At 61.5% G+C, this 16,927-nt stretch carries 12 protein-coding genes and 1 pseudogene; 12 read left to right on the top strand and 1 reads right to left on the bottom strand.

Annotated elements, in window-relative coordinates; all coding sequences use genetic code 11:
- The first annotated feature begins 71 nt into the window (after positions 1–71).
- From ACPYOJ_RS07955 to ACPYOJ_RS07980, 6 genes are all read left to right on the top strand, one after another.
- A complete protein-coding gene (locus ACPYOJ_RS07955) occupies positions 72–623 on the top strand; it encodes a LemA family protein (protein ID WP_481415750.1) in 552 nt (183 codons plus the stop codon).
- Positions 624–715: 92 nt separating this feature from the next.
- Positions 716–1,978, top strand: coding sequence for a 3-phosphoshikimate 1-carboxyvinyltransferase (locus tag ACPYOJ_RS07960; RefSeq protein ID WP_481415751.1), 1,263 nt, complete (start codon positions 716–718; stop codon positions 1,976–1,978).
- A gap of 40 nt (positions 1,979–2,018) precedes the next feature.
- Entirely contained in the window at positions 2,019–3,953 is a 1,935-nt protein-coding gene (locus ACPYOJ_RS07965) for a DUF2207 domain-containing protein (protein ID WP_481415752.1), read from the top strand.
- Between the two features lie 224 nt (positions 3,954–4,177).
- Positions 4,178–5,449: a phosphoribosylamine--glycine ligase gene (gene purD, locus ACPYOJ_RS07970; RefSeq protein ID WP_481415753.1), complete on the top strand. Its 1,272-nt coding sequence runs from the start codon at positions 4,178–4,180 to the stop codon at positions 5,447–5,449.
- Between the two features lie 107 nt (positions 5,450–5,556).
- On the top strand, positions 5,557–6,027 hold the full coding sequence (locus ACPYOJ_RS07975; RefSeq protein WP_481415754.1) for a plant virulence effector HPE1-like domain-containing protein: 471 nt from the start codon (positions 5,557–5,559) through the stop codon (positions 6,025–6,027).
- A gap of 354 nt (positions 6,028–6,381) precedes the next feature.
- Complete coding sequence (locus tag ACPYOJ_RS07980; RefSeq protein ID WP_481415755.1) at positions 6,382–8,202, top strand: methyl-accepting chemotaxis protein; 1,821 nt, start codon at positions 6,382–6,384, stop codon at positions 8,200–8,202.
- A 103-nt stretch (positions 8,203–8,305) separates the two neighbouring features.
- Here the strand turns inward: ACPYOJ_RS07980 and glyS are convergent, their stop codons facing one another.
- Positions 8,306–10,618 carry a glycine--tRNA ligase subunit beta gene (gene glyS, locus ACPYOJ_RS07985; RefSeq protein ID WP_481415756.1) on the bottom strand — a complete coding sequence of 771 codons (2,313 nt, stop codon included), beginning with the start codon at positions 10,616–10,618 and terminating at the stop codon, positions 8,306–8,308.
- Between the two features lie 127 nt (positions 10,619–10,745).
- Between glyS and ACPYOJ_RS07990 the strand changes: the two are divergent.
- From ACPYOJ_RS07990 to ubiA, 6 genes and pseudogenes are all read left to right on the top strand, one after another.
- A pseudogene (locus ACPYOJ_RS07990) lies at positions 10,746–10,881 on the top strand (endonuclease domain-containing protein); the annotation flags it as partial.
- 112 nt (positions 10,882–10,993) lie between these two features.
- Positions 10,994–13,303, top strand: a complete 2,310-nt coding sequence (locus ACPYOJ_RS07995) for a Tex family protein (protein WP_481415757.1) — start codon at positions 10,994–10,996, stop codon at positions 13,301–13,303.
- 139 nt (positions 13,304–13,442) lie between these two features.
- A complete protein-coding gene (locus tag ACPYOJ_RS08000) occupies positions 13,443–14,702 on the top strand; it encodes an SAM-dependent methyltransferase (RefSeq protein ID WP_168828589.1) in 1,260 nt (419 codons plus the stop codon).
- Between the two features lie 50 nt (positions 14,703–14,752).
- Positions 14,753–15,334 (top strand): histidine phosphatase family protein, encoded by a 582-nt coding sequence (locus tag ACPYOJ_RS08005; protein ID WP_481415758.1) that lies wholly within the window; start codon positions 14,753–14,755, stop codon positions 15,332–15,334.
- An 80-nt stretch (positions 15,335–15,414) separates the two neighbouring features.
- Positions 15,415–15,900, top strand: a complete 486-nt coding sequence (locus ACPYOJ_RS08010) for a class I SAM-dependent methyltransferase (RefSeq protein ID WP_481415759.1) — start codon at positions 15,415–15,417, stop codon at positions 15,898–15,900.
- A 60-nt stretch (positions 15,901–15,960) separates the two neighbouring features.
- Complete coding sequence (gene ubiA / locus ACPYOJ_RS08015) at positions 15,961–16,920, top strand: 4-hydroxybenzoate octaprenyltransferase (protein ID WP_481415760.1); 960 nt, start codon at positions 15,961–15,963, stop codon at positions 16,918–16,920.
- Positions 16,921–16,927: the final 7 nt, after the last annotated feature.

Below are 16,927 nucleotides of genomic sequence, written 5' to 3' on the forward strand. Positions count from 1 at the left end.
TTCGTGGATGACAATGCACTGCGATGTCAATAATCTCCGCCGCAACTCTATTTCGTTGCGGGGGATTCGCGATGTACATTATTCTTGGCGTGATCGTTCTGATCGCGCTTTATCTTGTTTTCATCTACAACGGTCTCGTCCGCGCCCGGCAGATGGCTGAAGAGGCTTGGTCCGGCATCGACGTGCAGCTGAAGCGCCGTGCCGATCTGATCCCGAACCTGATCGAGACCGTCAAGGGCTACGCCACCCACGAAAAGAGCACGCTGGAAGAAGTGGTCGAACTGCGCAACAGGGCGCAGGCAGTACCCGCCGGCGATGTTGCCGGCAGGGCTCAGGCGGAGGGCCTTCTCGGCCAGGCGCTCGGCCGCGTCATGGCGCTTGCCGAAGCCTATCCGGACCTCAAGGCAAACCAGAACTTCTCTGAGCTTCAGGCCTCGCTCGAGACCATGGAAAGCGAGATCCAGATGGCCCGCCGCTACTACAACGGCGCTGCCCGCGATCTGAACGTCAAGGTCGAGAGCTTCCCCTCCAATCTGGTCGCCGGCCAGTTCGGCTTCCAGAAGAGGGAATATTTCGAGATCACCGACGAGGCCGATCGCGCCGTTCCGGCCGTCAAGTTCTGATATGGGCGTTTGCCTTTGCCCAAAAGCTGCTATGAGCATGGCGGGTTAAGGCCGCAGGGCGGCCAGCGCAATGGACGGAATAGACAGGCGTCATGAGCAAGGACAAGAAACTCACCATCATCCCGGTTAAGGCTCCGCTCGCAGGCCGTGCGGTGCCGCCAGGCTCGAAGTCGATCACGAACCGCGCGCTGCTCCTGGCTGGCCTTGCCAAAGGCACCAGTCGCCTGACGGGCGCGCTGAAGAGCGACGACACGCGCTACATGGCCGATGCGCTGCGCGCCATGGGCGTCGTCATCGATGAGCCGGACGATACGAGCTTCGTCGTCACCGGCAGCGGCAAGCTCTTGCGACCGAAGGCGCCGCTTTTCCTCGGCAATGCCGGCACCGCGACGCGCTTCCTGACCGCCGCCGCCGCGCTCGTCGATGGCATTGTCGTCGTGGACGGTGATCAACACATGCGTAAGCGCCCGATCGGCCCGCTGGTGGATGCGCTGCGATCGCTCGGCATCGACGCGACGGCAGAAACCGGCTGCCCGCCTGTGACGGTGAAGGGCACCGGCCGCTTTGAGGCGAGCCGCATCCAGATCGACGGCGGCCTTTCCAGCCAATACGTCTCCGCGCTGCTGATGATGGCAGCCGGCGGTGACCGCCCGGTCGATATCGAACTCCTCGGCGAACATATCGGCGCTCTCGGCTACATCGATCTCACCACGGCGGCGATGCGCGCCTTTGGAGCACGTGTCGAAAAGACCAGCCCGGTCACCTGGCGTGTCGAGCCGACCGGCTACACCGCGGCCGATTTCGCCATCGAGCCGGATGCTTCCGCCGCCACCTATCTCTGGGCCGCCGAAGTGCTCACCGGAGGCTCTATCGATCTCGGCGTTCCGAACGGTGCGTTCACCCAGCCGGATGCCAAGGCCTACGATATGATTGCGAAATTCCCGCATCTACCGGCCGAAATCGACGGTTCGCAGATGCAGGACGCCGTCCCGACGCTCGCGGTTCTCGCCGCTTTCAATCAGACGCCCGTCCGTTTCGTCGGTATCGCCAACCTGCGCGTGAAGGAGTGTGATCGCATCCGCGCCCTGTCGACCGGCCTCACCCAGATCCGTGCCAATCTTGCGCGCGAAGAGGGCGACGACCTGATCGTCAACGCCGATCCTTCGCTGGCCGGCCAGCATCTGACGGCTGACATCGACACTTTCGCCGATCACCGGATCGCCATGAGCTTTGCGCTTGCCGGGCTGAAGATCGACGGCATCACGATCCTTGATCCGGATTGCGTCGGCAAGACCTTCCCGGCTTACTGGCGGACGCTGGCGGGGCTTGGCGTGACCTATGCGAATGAGGGCTGACATTATCTGAGCGGCGGGGTGCCGCGGGGGAAGGGGTAAGATGATCCGGCGGCTTTGCGGCCTTTGCTTCATTCTGTTCATGGCGCTTGCCGCGGCGCCGGCAAGTGCTGCCGAGGTCATCAACTCCTTCGTCTCGGATATAACGCTCGAAAAGAGCGGCGCCATGACGGTGATGGAGACCATCACGGTCAATGCCGAAGGCAATCGCATCCGGCGCGGCATCTTCCGCGATTTTCCGCTGACGTTCGTCGACGAAGGCGGTCGCCGCCGCTCCGTCGATTTCGATGTCGTCTCGGTCACGCGCGACGGTCGTGACGAGCCGTGGAAGACGGAATCCATTTCCGGCGGCATCCGCATCTATGCAGGCTCGGAAGACGTCATGCTTCCGGCCGGCCGCCATCAATACGCCTTCACCTACCGCACCAATCGCCAGATCCGCTATTTCGCCGATCACGACGAGCTCTATTGGAACGTTACAGGCAATGGCTGGATCTTCCCGATCATGGTCGCTACCGCGACCGTGAACCTGCCCGATGGCGTCACCGAGACCGATACGAATGTCTTCACCGGCCCGCTTGGCGCAACGGAAAAAAACGCCCGCGTTTCAGGCAGCGATGCCCAGCCGGTCTTTTCAACGACAAGGCCGCTCGATGCAAACGAGGGCCTGACGATCGCCGTCAAGTTTCCGAAGGGGGCGATCGATCCGCCGAGCAGCTCCGATCAGAATGTCTGGTGGCTGAAGGACAACCGCGATTATTTCATCGGCTTCGGCGGGCTGATCGTCGTCTTTTTCTACTATACCCGCGCCTGGCTGAAGGTCGGGCGCGATCCTGCCCGCGGCGTCATCGTGCCGCGCTGGGATGCCCCGGACGGCATCTCGCCGGCGCTCGTCAACTATATCGACAACAAGGGCTTTTCCGGACAGGGCTGGACGGCGCTGTCGGCCGCAGCGCTCAATCTTGCGGTGCGCGGCTATGTTATTCTGGAAGACCTCAAGAAATCGATCGTGATCCGCCGCACCGACAAGTCGCCCGGCAAGGAGAAGCTGGGGCCAGGCGAGGCGAGCCTCCTGGGCGAAATCGGCGGCAAGAATTCCCTGACGATCGACAAGGCGAACGGCGAGCGCGTGAAATCCGTCGGTCAGAGATTCCGGTCGGCGATCGAGCGGGAGCATCGCGGCAAATACTACAATTCCAATACCGGCTATACAACCGGGGGCATCGCGCTGAGTGCGGCGTCGCTCGTCGCGCTGTTCGTCTTCGGCACGCTGGAGCCGGACAACATCATCCTGATGGTCATTCCGATCGTCGCGTCGGTTTTCGCGTCGATTTTCGTCGCGGGGCTGGCGAGGTCGTTTCGCCCCGGCGGGTCGCTTGGAGGCAGGATCGCCGCGGTGATCTCCATCGCAGTCGTCGTCTTCATCGGTTTCAGCATCATCTCGTCGCTGGGCCTGGCGCTTTTCTCGACGCTGATGGAGTTCTATGAAACGCCGATGCTGTTCGCCGTCGGCGGCATCGTCCTTCTCAACGTGCTCTACGTCTTCATCATGGGTGCGCCGACGCCGCTCGGTGCCAAGATGATGGACGGCATCGACGGGCTGCGCCAGTACATGACGCTCGCTGAAAAGGACCGCATGAACATGGCCGGCGCGCCGGAGATGTCGCCGCAACATTTCGAAAAGCTGCTGCCCTATGCGGTCGCCCTCGGCGTCGAGAAGCCATGGTCGCGAACGTTCGAGACATGGCTTGCCGCAGCTGCGGCCGGCACTGCGGTTGCCTACGCCCCGAGCTGGTATTCCGGCGATTTCAACAGCGGCAGCTTCTCGGATCGCATCGGCGGCTTCTCGTCGTCCATGGCCTCAACCATCGCCTCGACGATTCCGACCCCGCCTCCCTCCAGTTCATCGTCGGGCTTTTCCGGTGGCGGTGGTTCGTCGGGTGGCGGCGGAGGCGGTGGCGGCGGTGGGGGCTGGTAAAGCGCTGGTGGTTTCTTCTCACCCTGCGACCGTGCGGCCCCCTCATCCGCCTGCCGCAGCCTCTCCGTTCCCTTCTCCCCTCGGGGAGAAGGTGGCCCGAAGGGTCGGATGAGGGGGCCACACATGGTACAGGGCGAACCAATAAACCCACTAGGAAGCCGCCAACACTTGACCTTTCGCCCCGCGCCCCTTAACCGCCAGACGGAAAACGGAAAGGATCAGGCATGAAGGTTCTGTTGATCGGTTCGGGCGGACGCGAGCATGCGCTCGCCTGGAAGCTGGCGCAATCGCCGCTGATGACGGAATTCTATGCCGCGCCGGGTAACCCGGGCATTGCGGAACATGCAACACTCGTTTCCCTGAATGTCGAGGATCAGGAAGCGGTCGCTGCCTTCTGCGCACAAAAGGCGATCGACTTCGTCGTCGTCGGCCCCGAGGCGCCGCTGGTCGCCGGTCTGGCCGACCGCCTACGTGCCGATGGCCTGAAGGTCTTCGGTCCTTCCGCGGCCGCAGCCCAGCTCGAGGGTTCCAAGGGCTTCACCAAGGATATCTGCGCTCGCTACAACATCCCGACCGGAGCCTATCAGCGCTTCAACAACGCCCCGAAGGCGAAAGCCTATATCCGCGCACAGGGTGCGCCGATCGTCGTGAAGGCCGATGGCCTTGCCGCCGGCAAGGGCGTCACGGTGGCAATGACCGTCGAGGAGGCGCTTGCCGCCGTCGACGATTGCTTCGAGGGCGCGTTCGGTTCCGCGGGCGCCGAGGTGGTGATCGAGGCCTATCTCGACGGCGAGGAGGCAAGCTTCTTCTGCCTGTGCGACGGCACGAACGCGCTGCCGCTCGTAACCGCCCAGGATCACAAGCGGGTCGGCGAGGGCGATACCGGCGTCAACACCGGCGGCATGGGGGCCTATTCGCCGGCACCCGTCATGACGCCGGAGATGATCGAGCGCACCATGAAGGAGATCATCGAGCCGACGATCCGCGGCATGGCCGAAAGTGGCCATCCGTTCTCCGGCGTTTTCTTCGCCGGGCTGATGATCACCGCGAAGGGCCCGGAACTGATCGAATACAATGTCCGCTTCGGCGATCCCGAGTGCCAGGTGCTGATGATGCGGTTGAAGAGCGATCTGCTGCCGCTGCTTCTGGCCGCCGCCGAGGGTACGCTCGACCAAGTCACCGCAGAGTGGAGCGACGACCCGGCGCTGACGGTCGTGATGGCCTCCAAGGGCTATCCGGGTTCCTACGAGAAGAACACGCCGATCCGTTCGCTGCCGGAGGCAGGTGAAGGAGCCAAGGTGTTTCATGCCGGCACGGCCTTGAAGGACGGGCAACTGGTCGCGACCGGCGGCCGCGTGCTGAACGTCACTGCCACCGGCAGGACCGTCAGCGAGGCCCAGAGCCGCGCTTACGGTCTGCTCGCCAAGGTCGAATGGGAAAATGGCTTCTGCCGCCGCGATATCGGCTGGCGGGCGGTCGAACGCGAAAAAGCTTAAGCTTTGGCCCGAAATCGGGTCAGTTGTCTAAAGTTTTACCCTTTCCTCTGACGGGATGGAAATAAAGCCGCGCTATTCTGCTCCTATACTACGACGGAGCAGCTTCCATGCGTCAATTCATTCTCGGTACGGCAATACTTCTGACGGCCGGTTCGGCGATGGCATCCTCGATCGAGGTCATCGGCGAGGCCGCGCAGGTCGATGGCGGAAGCATCGTGACGAAAACCTGCACGAGCTGCCCGCCGCTGCAAGCGATCGAGCGCAAGAAGGACTACACCGTGCCGGTGCTGGCACCCGGCGCCTTCCAGGCGAGCGCCCTGCGCGATGTGGGCGGCGAGCCCAAGCTCTACCGCACCGAAGGCTGGATGGGCGGCTCGCCTGTCGTCTTCGTCACCAAGGCAACGCCCGAAGTCCTTGAGGCTTTTAAGGCGAGCGTTCCCGCCGAGGACATCGATCCTACGGCAACGACCTCTGTTATCGGCGGCGATACGAAGCCTGTTATGGCGGATATGAATGGGCCGGTGGAACAAACTGCGCCGCTCGACGTTTCTGGTCTTAGGCTACGTACGGGATTTTGAAAGTTCCCTGCCCCTGACCCGGCCAAGGTTTTGGTCGTTCTGGGGTCCGCCCCGTCGGCGGAATGAATGCGCTCCTGAAGAGAAGCAGGGGCGCATTCTTTATTTCAATTGAATGACAGAGTACGAATGCAACCTATACAATTATGCAAGAAAGCATGATTCAGATTTGGCATTGCTGATCGTCGGTAATAGTCGAAATCGTTAAGTGATCATTCAGCCATTCACCATAATTTTACTTACCGGAGGACCGGAGTGAGCATGATTGCGCTTGCTGAACGTGCGTGCTGACACGCGCGAAGGGACGGGAGTTGACCGATCCGGTGTTGCAGATTTCACCATTTTCGGGAGACTTTCATGAAAAAGCTCAAGATTGCCCATCAGCTTTTTGCCCTTGTCGGGGTTCTTATGGCAGCCTTTGCGCTGGCCACGTTTTTCCAGATCAAAACGACAGAGCAATCCATCTACAATGACCGCTTCGATCTGCTGCGCACGCAGGTCGAGTCGGCGATCTCGGTCCTCAATGCCTATTACGAAAGGGAAAAGGCCGGCGAGATGACGCATGAGGCCGCCCAGGCCGAAGCGTTCAAGGTGCTCTCCAAGGTCAAGTTCGAGCCAACCGGCTATGTCTTTGGTTTCGATTACAATGTCGTCCAGCGCTTCCATCCGAGCCCGGTCAATCTCGGCAAGGACATGAGCGGCCAGGTTGACCAGCGCGGCACGCATTTCAGCAAGGAAATGGTTGACAAGGCGATCGCCGGCGGCGGCCAGACGATCTATTTCTGGAGCAAGCCGGGCCGTCCGGATAGCGAACAGTATCTGAAGGGCGCCTATTCCGCGGCCTTCGCTCCTTGGCAGATCGTCGTCGGTTGTGGGGTTTACTTCGATGACCTGCAGGTCCAGATCGATGCAACGATCTGGAAGGCGCTCGTTGCCTGCGGCATCATCTTCCTCGCGGGCATTGGCGCCGCAATTTATTTCATCCGCGGCATCTCCAAGCCGCTCAAGGATGTTCATCAGGCGCTGGAAAAAGTCGCTGATGAAGACGTGTCGCTGACGATCCCGCATACCGGCCTTAACAATGAAATCGGCATGATGGCGAAGGCCACCAAGTCGCTGCAGGAAAAGGTCGAGGAACGTCACGTCATGTCTGAGCGCGAAGCGGCTCAGCAGCTCGAACTCGAGAGCGAGCGCGAAAACAACCTGCGCAGCCAGCGCGACGAGGCGACCGGCCAAGCCCGCGTCGTTTCGACGATCGGCCAGGCCCTGGAAAAGATCGCCCGCGGCGACCTCACCGTTCGTTGCGGCGATATCGGCCAGAAATACGCAGCCCTTCGCGACAACTTCAACGATGCGCTTTCGCATCTCGAAGCCGCGATGGCCAAGGTCAGCGCAAAGGGCGGCGACATCGGCGTTGCGAAGGAGGAAATTCGCCGTGCATCGAGTGAACTGTCGCAGCGCACCGAACGCCAGGCAGCCAGCCTCGAGGAAACCTCGGCGGCGCTCGACGAACTGACCGTCGCTGTCCGCCAGACGGCGGAAGGCGCGAGTGAGGCAAGCAAGCGCGTGCACGCCGTGAGCACCGAAGCGAGCCGCAGCGATGCGGTGGTCACCGAAGCGATCGAAGCGATGAGCGGTATCGAAAAATCTTCCGACGAGATCGGCAAGATCATCGGCGTCATCGACGAGATTGCCTTCCAGACGAACCTTCTGGCACTCAACGCCGGCGTCGAAGCGGCGCGTGCCGGCGAATCCGGCAAAGGCTTTGCCGTCGTCGCCCAGGAGGTCCGCGAACTGGCTCAGCGCTCCGCCGCTGCCGCCAAGGAGATCAAGGACCAGATCGCCCGTTCCTCCAGTCAGGTCGATCAGGGCGTTCGCCTTGTCGGCGAGGCGGGAGAAGCGCTGAAGCGTATCTCGGACCAGATCAAGGCTGCCAACGAGATCGTCGCCAAAATCGCTCACAGCGCCTCCGAGCAGGATACGACGCTGCGCTCGATCTCGTCTTCGATGAACCAGCTCGACACGGCTACGCAGCAGAACGCGGCGATGGCGGAAGAAACGACGGCTTCGGCCGAGACTCTGGCTGCCGACACCGACGAACTGCTCAGCCTTATCCGTGGCTTCCACATCGGCGGTGCCGATCAGACCGCAGCTGTGCCGGCGCGCCGCGCCGCCTAAGTCTTAAACCCGGCTATTTCATCACCTATGCATTTGCGGCCGCCGGAGAAATCCGGCGGCCGCGTTCACTTGCACAGGATGAAAGTTGCTTCCCGAGAAGTCTCTACCCGGCAATCTTCGAGAAGTCGGCAACGGTGCCCGTCGCCTCGCGGATCAACCGCAGCAGCGCAAGGCGGTTGGCGCGGATCGCCGCATCTTCGTCGTTGACGAGCACGTCATCGAAGAAGCGGTCAACCGGAGCGCGAAGTTTCGAAAGCGCTTCCATGGCCGAGCGGAAATCTTCCTTGGCGATTGCCGCGGAAGCCTCGGCGGCGGCCTTGGTGATGGCGGTGAACAATTCCTTTTCGGCATCGAGCCGGAACAGCTTCTCCGAAACGCCGTCGGCGATCACCGTGCCCTTCTTCTCCTCCGCCGCAAGAATCTGCGTCGCGCGCTTGGTGCCGACCAAAAGGTTCTTGCCGTCCTCGGAGGTAATGAAGGCCGTGAGCGCCTCGACGCGCCGCACGATCATCAATAGGTCGTCGGCGTCGGGTGTCAGCACGGCATCGATGAGGTCGTAGCGGGCGCCCTGGTCCCGGAGATAGACCTTCAGCCGGTCGTGGAAGAAGGAAAGGAGGCTGATCGCCAGCTCGGCTTCTTCTTCGATCGTCTTCGGATGGCCCTTGGCAAGATAGGTCTTGCAGTATTCGATAGCGGCGTACTGTTCTTTTATGAGCTTCTCGAACTCGACCCTGTCCTCACCCTGTTGGATCTTAAGCTCGAACAGCCTGATCGAATCTTCATGACTCGTCATGGCTACGGCCCACTCGCTACGAAACGCAGCTCGAAATACCGGGATGAGGGGTGCCCTGATGCCCCGTTCCAGGAGCAGCCTGATCGATCCCAGCGCCGCTCGTCTCAGTGCAAACGGATCTTTCGAACCGGTTGGCTTTTCGTCTATGCGCCAGAACCAGACAAGGGTGTCGATCTTGTCGGCAAGAGCCAGCGCGATGGCGACATTGTCTGTCGGCACGCGGTCGGCAGGACCCTGAGGCTTGTAATGGTCCTCGATAGCCGCCGCCACCGATGGATCTTCACCTTGCAGCAGGGCGTATTTCTTCCCCATTGCACCCTGTAACTCCGGGAACTCGCCGACGATCTCGGTTCTGAGGTCTGCTTTCGACAGCACTGCGGCACGGCTGACCTTCACGGGATCAGCATTGACGATCTTGCCGATTTCGCCGGCAAGATTGCGAATCCGGGTTACCCGTTCGCCCTGCGTCCCGATGCTGGCATGGAACGTAACATGCAGGGCGTCGAGCTTCGCCATCCGCTGGTCGAGCGGCTTCTTGAGATCAAGCCCGAACTTTTTCGCCGAAGTCACGAGCGTCTCGAGATCCGGCAAGTCTCCCTGGTCGCGCTTCCAGAAGTGCAGCGCGTCGGATAGCCGGGCGCGTACGACCTTGCCGTTGCCGTGGATGATTTCCTTGCCGCCGTCGCTCGCCTCAATGTTGGAAACCAGGATGAACTTGTTTGAAAGCGTCTCTTCACCCTGTTTGCGAGTGACGAAGCATTTCTGGTTCGTCTTGATCGTCAGGCGGATGATTTCGGAGGGGATCGAAAGGTAATCCTCTTCGAACGTCCCCATCAGCACCTGCGGCCACTCGACGAGCCCGGAGACTTCCTCGAGCAGGCCTTCGTCTTCCACCAGGTCCAGCCCGCTTGCGAAAGCAAGGTTGGCGGCATCCGATGCGATGATCTCCTTGCGCCGTTCGGCGTCTAGGATGACCTTAGCCTTTTCCAGGCTCGCGACATAATCGTCGAAGCGCTTGACAGTGATGGCACCCGGCGCATGGAAGCGGTGGCCGTAGGTGACATTCGAAGCGACGATGCCGTCGATCTCGAAGGGGATGACGGTGGTTTCCTCGTGCTCGGTGCCGAAGGTGCAGACGATCGACTGCAGCGGCCGAACCCAGGTGAGCGAACCGGGCTTGGCAGAGGCCTTGCCCCAGCGCATGGGCTTGGGCCAGGGAAAATTGCGGATGATGCCCGGCATCACCTCGGTGACGATTTCTTCCGTTGCCCGCCCGGGCTTGGAGATGACGGCGACGTAGAAATCGCCCTTCTTCGGATCGCTCTGAACCTGCGCCTCGGAGATCGAGGAAAGGCCGGCGCCGCGCAGGAAGCCCTCGATCGCCTTTTCGTTGGCGTCGGTGCGCGGCCCCTTGCGCTCCTCGCGCACATCGGCGGAGCGGGCGGTAAGGCCGTGAATGTCGAGCGTCAGGCGGCGCGGCGTCCAGTATTCGCGCGCACCCTCATAGGAGAGACCGGCCTCCACCAGCGCATCGGTGACGAGCTTCTTCAGGTCGCCGGCAGCCTTGCGCTGCATACGAGCTGGAATCTCTTCGGAGCGAAGTTCGAGAAGCAGGTTCGGCATGTCACTTTTCCTTGCCTCCACAGGGGAGGGGTGGTCCAAAACGGTCGCCTCTGCTACCAAAGAAAGCCGCATCTGCACAACCGCAAAAACGCCGCGCGGGGCGGGACCGCAGTGCTATCCGCCAGCTTTGTACCATGCGGCCCCCTCATCCGGCTGCCGCCACCTTCTCCCCGCTGGGGAGAAGGGACATGCCGCGCCGCCTCGCTTCCACCTTCTCCCCGCGGGGAGAAGGTGCCCGAAGGGCGGATGAGGGGGGCTCCGGGCGCAAACGCCGATGAATCGAACGCACTCCTCTGTGGAAACCGCCCACGGGCATTGCCTTGCCGCTTTTGACCGCTATTGTCCCGCGACTTTCGTGAAATGCAGGGATCCCCCATGGCCGCAGACCTCCGCTTGCTTGCCGCAGTCATCGCCTCCGAAATCAATGCCCGGCCGGATCAGGCCAAGGCCGCGATCGAACTGCTCGATGAGGGCGCGACCGTTCCCTTCATCGCCCGTTACCGCAAGGAAGTGACCGGCGGGCTGGACGATGGACAGCTTCGCACGCTCGCCGAGCGCCTCGTCTATCTCCGCGAGCTGGAAGCCCGCCGCACCGCGATCGTCGATTCGATCACCGGGCAGGACAAGATGACCGACGAACTGATGGGCAAGATTGCGGGCGCCGCCACCAAGGCGGAGCTTGAAGACCTCTATCTGCCCTACAAGCCGAAGCGCCGCACCCGCGCGGAGATCGCCCGTGAGCGTGGCCTCGCTCCGCTTGCCGATGCCATTCTCGCCGACCGCTCCAAGGAACCGGCGGTTCTTGCCGAAGGCTACATCACTGCTGATGTCCCGGATGTAAAGACGGCGCTGGAAGGCGCGCGCGACATCGTCGCCGAGGCCATCGCTGAAAATGCCGATCTGCTCGGCAAGCTCCGTGCCCACATGCGCCAGGCAGCGCTTCTGAAGGCCAAGGTCGTCGATGGCAAGCAGGCGGCGGGGGAGAAATTCTCCGACTATTTCGATCATTCCGAACGCTGGGCGACGGCGCCCGGCCACCGCGCGCTCGCCATGCTGCGCGGCTGGAACGAGGAAGTGCTGACGTTGACGATCGAGGCGGATGCGGAAACCGTTTCGCCGAACAAGCCGGTCGAGCGCATGATCGCGGCGGCCTATGAGATCGGCGCGAGCCGCCCCGGCGATCGCTGGCTGATGGATGTCGCAAGCTGGACCTGGCGCGTGAAGCTCTCAATGTCGCTGTCGCTTGACCTGATGCGCGAGCTTCGCGAACGGGCGGAAGAAGAGGCGATCCACGTCTTCGCCCGCAATCTGAAGGACCTGCTGCTTGCCGCGCCCGCCGGTTCCCGCTCCACGATGGGCCTCGATCCGGGCATCCGCACCGGCGTCAAGGTCGCCGTGGTCGACGGCACCGGCAAGGTAGTCGCCACCTCCACCGTCTATCCCTTCCAGCCGAGGAACGATGTGCGCGGCGGGCAGGTCGAGCTCGCCTCGCTGATCCGCAAGCACAATGTCGAGCTGATCTCGATCGGCAACGGTACCGGCAGCCGTGAGACCGAAAAGCTGGTGGCCGACATGTTGGCCGATCTTCCGGGCACGAAGCCCACCAAGGTCATCGTTTCAGAAGCCGGCGCTTCCGTCTATTCAGCCTCCGCAACCGCTGCGGCCGAGTTCCCGCAGCTCGACGTCTCCCTCCGCGGCGCGGTCTCGATCGCGCGCCGCCTGCAGGATCCGCTCGCCGAACTCGTGAAGATCGAGCCGAAATCGATCGGCGTCGGCCAGTATCAGCACGATGTCGATCAGCAGAAACTGTCTCGCTCGCTCGATGCCGTCGTCGAAGATGCGGTGAATGCCGTCGGTGTCGATCTCAATACGGCCTCGGCGCCGCTTTTGTCCCGTGTCTCAGGTCTTGGGCCGTCGATTGCCGAAGCCATCGTCGTCCATCGCGATCAGAACGGTCCGTTCGAAACCCGCCGCGACCTGTTGAAGGTCGCGCGCCTCGGCAACCGCACCTTCGAGCAGGCGGCAGGCTTCCTGCGCATTCCGGCTGGCAAGGAGCCCCTGGATGCGTCATCGGTGCATCCGGAAGCCTATGGCGTGGCGAAGAAGATCGTCGCCGCCTGCGGCCGCGACCTGCGCTCGCTGATGGGCGACAGCGCCGTTTTGAAGGCGATCGATCCGCGCCAGTTCATCGACGAGAAATTCGGTCTGCCGACGGTCAAGGACATTCTTGCGGAATTGGAAAAGCCCGGCCGCGATCCACGTCCGAGTTTCAAGACGGCGACCTTTGCCGAAGGCGTCCATGAAATCTCCGACCTCAAGCCCGGCATGGTACTGGAAGGCACGGTGACGAACGTCGCGGCCTTCGGGGCCTTCGTCGACATCGGCGTTCATCAGGACGGGCTTGTGCATGTCTCGCAGCTTGCCGATCGCTTCGTCAAAGATCCTCACGAAGTTGTGAAAGCCGGCGATGTCGTCAAAGTCCGCGTCGTCGAGGTCGATGCTAAGCGCAAGCGGATCGGTCTTTCCATGCGCAAGGACGAAGGCTCTTCGGCTCCGGCGCCGCGTGGCGAAACCCGCGGAAATCAGGGCCCCGGATCACGCAATGACCGCCGGCCGGCAGCCCCAAAACAGGAGACGCAAGGCGCGTTTGGAGCGGCTCTCGCGGAGGCCATGAAGCGAAAATAAGGGCTTAGGCGGCAAGATTGCAAAAATATCACAGTTTGGCAGTCTTGTTGCGGCAGTGCCAAATACGGCGCTTGTGTGACCGGAGAGAGGGACTAAATTTAACCCGTACCATCCTGTCACATAATGCGAGGCCCTACCCATGGCGTCGGGATTCCTATCCATTGTCCAAAAGATCATCCGCAAGGGTAATCTGAAACTCACACTCGCCAACGGCGAGACGCACACCGTTGGCGACGGCACTGGCGGTCTAGTCGCGGTGCGCATCGCCGATGACGAGGCGGAGAAGCTTATTCGCCGCGACCCCACCCTCAAGCTCGGCGAAATGTATATGGACGGCCGGTTTATCGTCGAGCAAGGCGATATCTACGACTTCCTGTCCATGGTGAAGCAGAACACCACCAACGAAATCTTCGATATTCCGATGGCGGCACTGCTGATCGGCCGTATCGCCCTGCAGCAGTTGAAGAGCCGGCTGCCCGTCAACCACAACAAGCGCAACGTCGCGCACCATTACGATCTGTCGGAAAAACTGTTCGAACTCTTCCTCGATGAAGACTGGCAGTATTCCTGCGCCTATTTCGATCCGCCGGGCATCAGCCTTGAGGAAGCCCAGGTCGCCAAGAAGCGCCATATCGCCGCCAAGCTGTTGCTCAAGCCCGAGCAGCACATTCTGGAGATCGGCTCCGGCTGGGGTGGCATGGGAATGTATCTGGCGGAATCGACACCAGACGTCGATCTCACCGGCATCACGCTCAGTGAGGAGCAGCTGAAGATCTCGCGCGAGCGGGCCGAAAAGCGCGGTCTTGCCGGCCGCGTCCGCTTCGAGCTGCAGGACTACCGCACGATGAAGGGCAAGAAGTTCGACCGCATCGTTTCGGTCGGAATGTTCGAGCATGTCGGCATCGGCAATTTCGGCAACTTCTTCAAGAAAGTGCATGAGTTTCTTGCAGATGACGGTGTCATGGTGTTGCATTCGATCGCGCGCCCGAAGCCGAGCTTTGCAACGAATGCCTTCATCGAGAAGTATATCTTCCCGCAAGGCTATATCCCGTCGATCGGCGAGACACTGCCTTTCATCGAGAAGGCGGGCCTGCTGGTCCGCGATGTCGAGGTCCTGCCGCTGCACTATGCCTACACGCTCCGTCACTGGCGCGAGCGCTTCGTGGCACGCAAGGCGGAAGCCGTCGCCCTTTATGACGAACGCTTCTTCCGCATGTGGGAGTTCTATCTCGCCGGCTCCGAAATGGGCTTCCGCTGGGACGAGCTCTTCATCATGCAGATCCAGATTTCCAAGAACCAGTATTCGACCCCGGACAACCGCAACTACATTGCCGAGAACGAGGCGAAGCTGAAGCAGTTCGAGGCCACGCGCCCGCCCTTGGAAAAGGTCATCATCTGACATACGGGCGCGGCTTCGGCCGCCCCCCTTCTTTAAGGAAAGTCTTGCAGATGAGCGGTGCATTTCCTGAAATCCATCTTGTCCGCCACGGCGAAACGGAGTGGTCGCTCTCCGGAAAGCATACCGGCAGGAGCGATATTCCGTTGACCCCGAACGGCGAGGCGGCCGCCCGCAAACTCGGCGATCGGCTTAAGGGGCTGACGGCTTCAGCCGTCTGGTCCAGCCCCTCGCAGAGAGCCAAAAACACCTGCACTCTTGCCGGTTTCGGTGCAAATGCGGTTATAACGCCGGATCTCGCCGAATGGGATTATGGTGCCTATGAAGGCGTCACGACGAAGGAAATCCTCGCGACTCGGCCCGGCTGGCAGCTCTTCCGCGACGGATGTCCGGACGGAGAAACATGCGCGGATGTCGGTGCAAGGGCTGATCGTATCGTCAGCGAGCTTCGCAATGCCAACGCAGCCGTGCTGATCTTTTCCAGCTCCCACTTTCTCCGTGTGCTCGCCGCACGTTGGCTCGGGCTGCCGCCGGAAGACGGATCGCGCTTCGTCCTCGATACCGCGAGCGTCAGCGTTCTGGGCTATGAGCACGACCTGACGGAGCCGGTCATTCGGCGGTGGAACCAGCGTTAGCAACGAGGCCGTCGCCGAAGGGTGAGCTTGAACTATTGAATTTAAAAGCTTATTTCGAGTTAGGGCACTCGGATTGGCTTATGCGAACACGTCTCGACGACTTTATCAGCAGAATCTCCGCGCAGAGAGACATACTCGACTCCATCGCGGAAAGGCAGCCGGAACTGCCGGATGGACCAATATTGGAGATCGGTCTCGGCAACGGCCGGACCTATAGTCACTTGCGTGCTCGCTTCCCTGACCTGCGGATCATCGCCTTCGATCACGAAAACGGTGCGCACGGAAGCTGCCGGCCCGACGATGCGGATGTCGTGCTCGGCGATATCCAGGAAACTTGCATGAGTTATAATGGTGCAGCGGCAGCCGTCGCTCATGCTGACATCGGCACCGGCTACCCGGAAAAGGATGCAATCATCCGCCAGTGGTTACCGTCCCGCATCGTCGCTGTCCTGGCGCGTGGCGGCTTTGCGGTCAGCGGCCTGGAGTTGAAGCATCCCGAACTTGAGGAAATTCCGCCGCCTCGGTCTGTCGAGAAGGGCCGCTACTTTCTCTATCGCCGCAGATGAACGCTCGGCGCCGACGGCCCGGCTATTGACCCGCCCGGCGCCTGGTCGCTAGATGGCCGCATGCAACAGATTGGCGGCTTCAACGGGCGCGTCGCCGACGCTCCTTCGGACAATTGGGTTTACCGGATTTTGCCTCCGTGGCTCTGGCCCTATGCGCAGCTTGCGCGCTGGGACAGGCCGATCGGCTGGCAGCTTCTCATGTGGCCCTGTTTCTGGTCGGTCGCACTCGCGGCAAATGCTGCCGCGGCCCAGGGCCTCTTCTCCGGCTCGCAGATGCTGTTTCATCTGTTTCTCTACTTCATAGGTGCCGTCGCCATGCGCGGGGCAGGGTGCGCCTATAACGATCTGGTCGACCATCAGATCGACATGGAAGTTGCGCGCACCCGCTCACGACCCTTGCCGTCGGGGCGTGTCACGCGAACCCAGGCGAAGATCTTCATCGTGCTTCAAGCGTTCGTGGGCCTGCTGGTGCTGTTGCAGTTCAATTGGTTCGCGGTTGCTCTCGGCATACTTTCGCTCGCCATCGTCGCGCTCTATCCCTTTGCCAAGCGCTTCACCGATTGGCCGCAGTTCTTCCTTGGTCTTGCCTTTTCCTGGGGCGCGCTGATGGGTTGGGCCGGCATATTCGGCAGCCTGTCCTTTGCCGCGATCGCGCTTTATCTCGCTTCGATCGTCTGGACGATCGGTTATGACACGATCTATGCGCATCAGGACAAGGAAGACGACGAGTTGATCGGCGTGCGTTCGACTGCACGGCTTTTCGGAGAAAAGACCAAGCAGTGGCTTGTCGGTCTATATGGACTGACGCTCGTGCTGGCTTTTTGCGCTTTCGCGCTTGCGGGCGTCGGCTTGTTTGCCTATCTCGGCTTGCTCATTGCCGCCGCCATGTTTGCCTGGCAGATCGTGACGATCAACATCGACGACGCCGACCAGTGCCTTGCCCTGTTCAAGTCCAACACACGCGTCGGCCTCATCATCTTCGCCGGCCTCGTTCTTTCGCTTCTCTTCGTTCTGCCCTGACACGGAA

This window comes from Rhizobium sp. SVR5-9E (genome assembly GCF_056755095.1).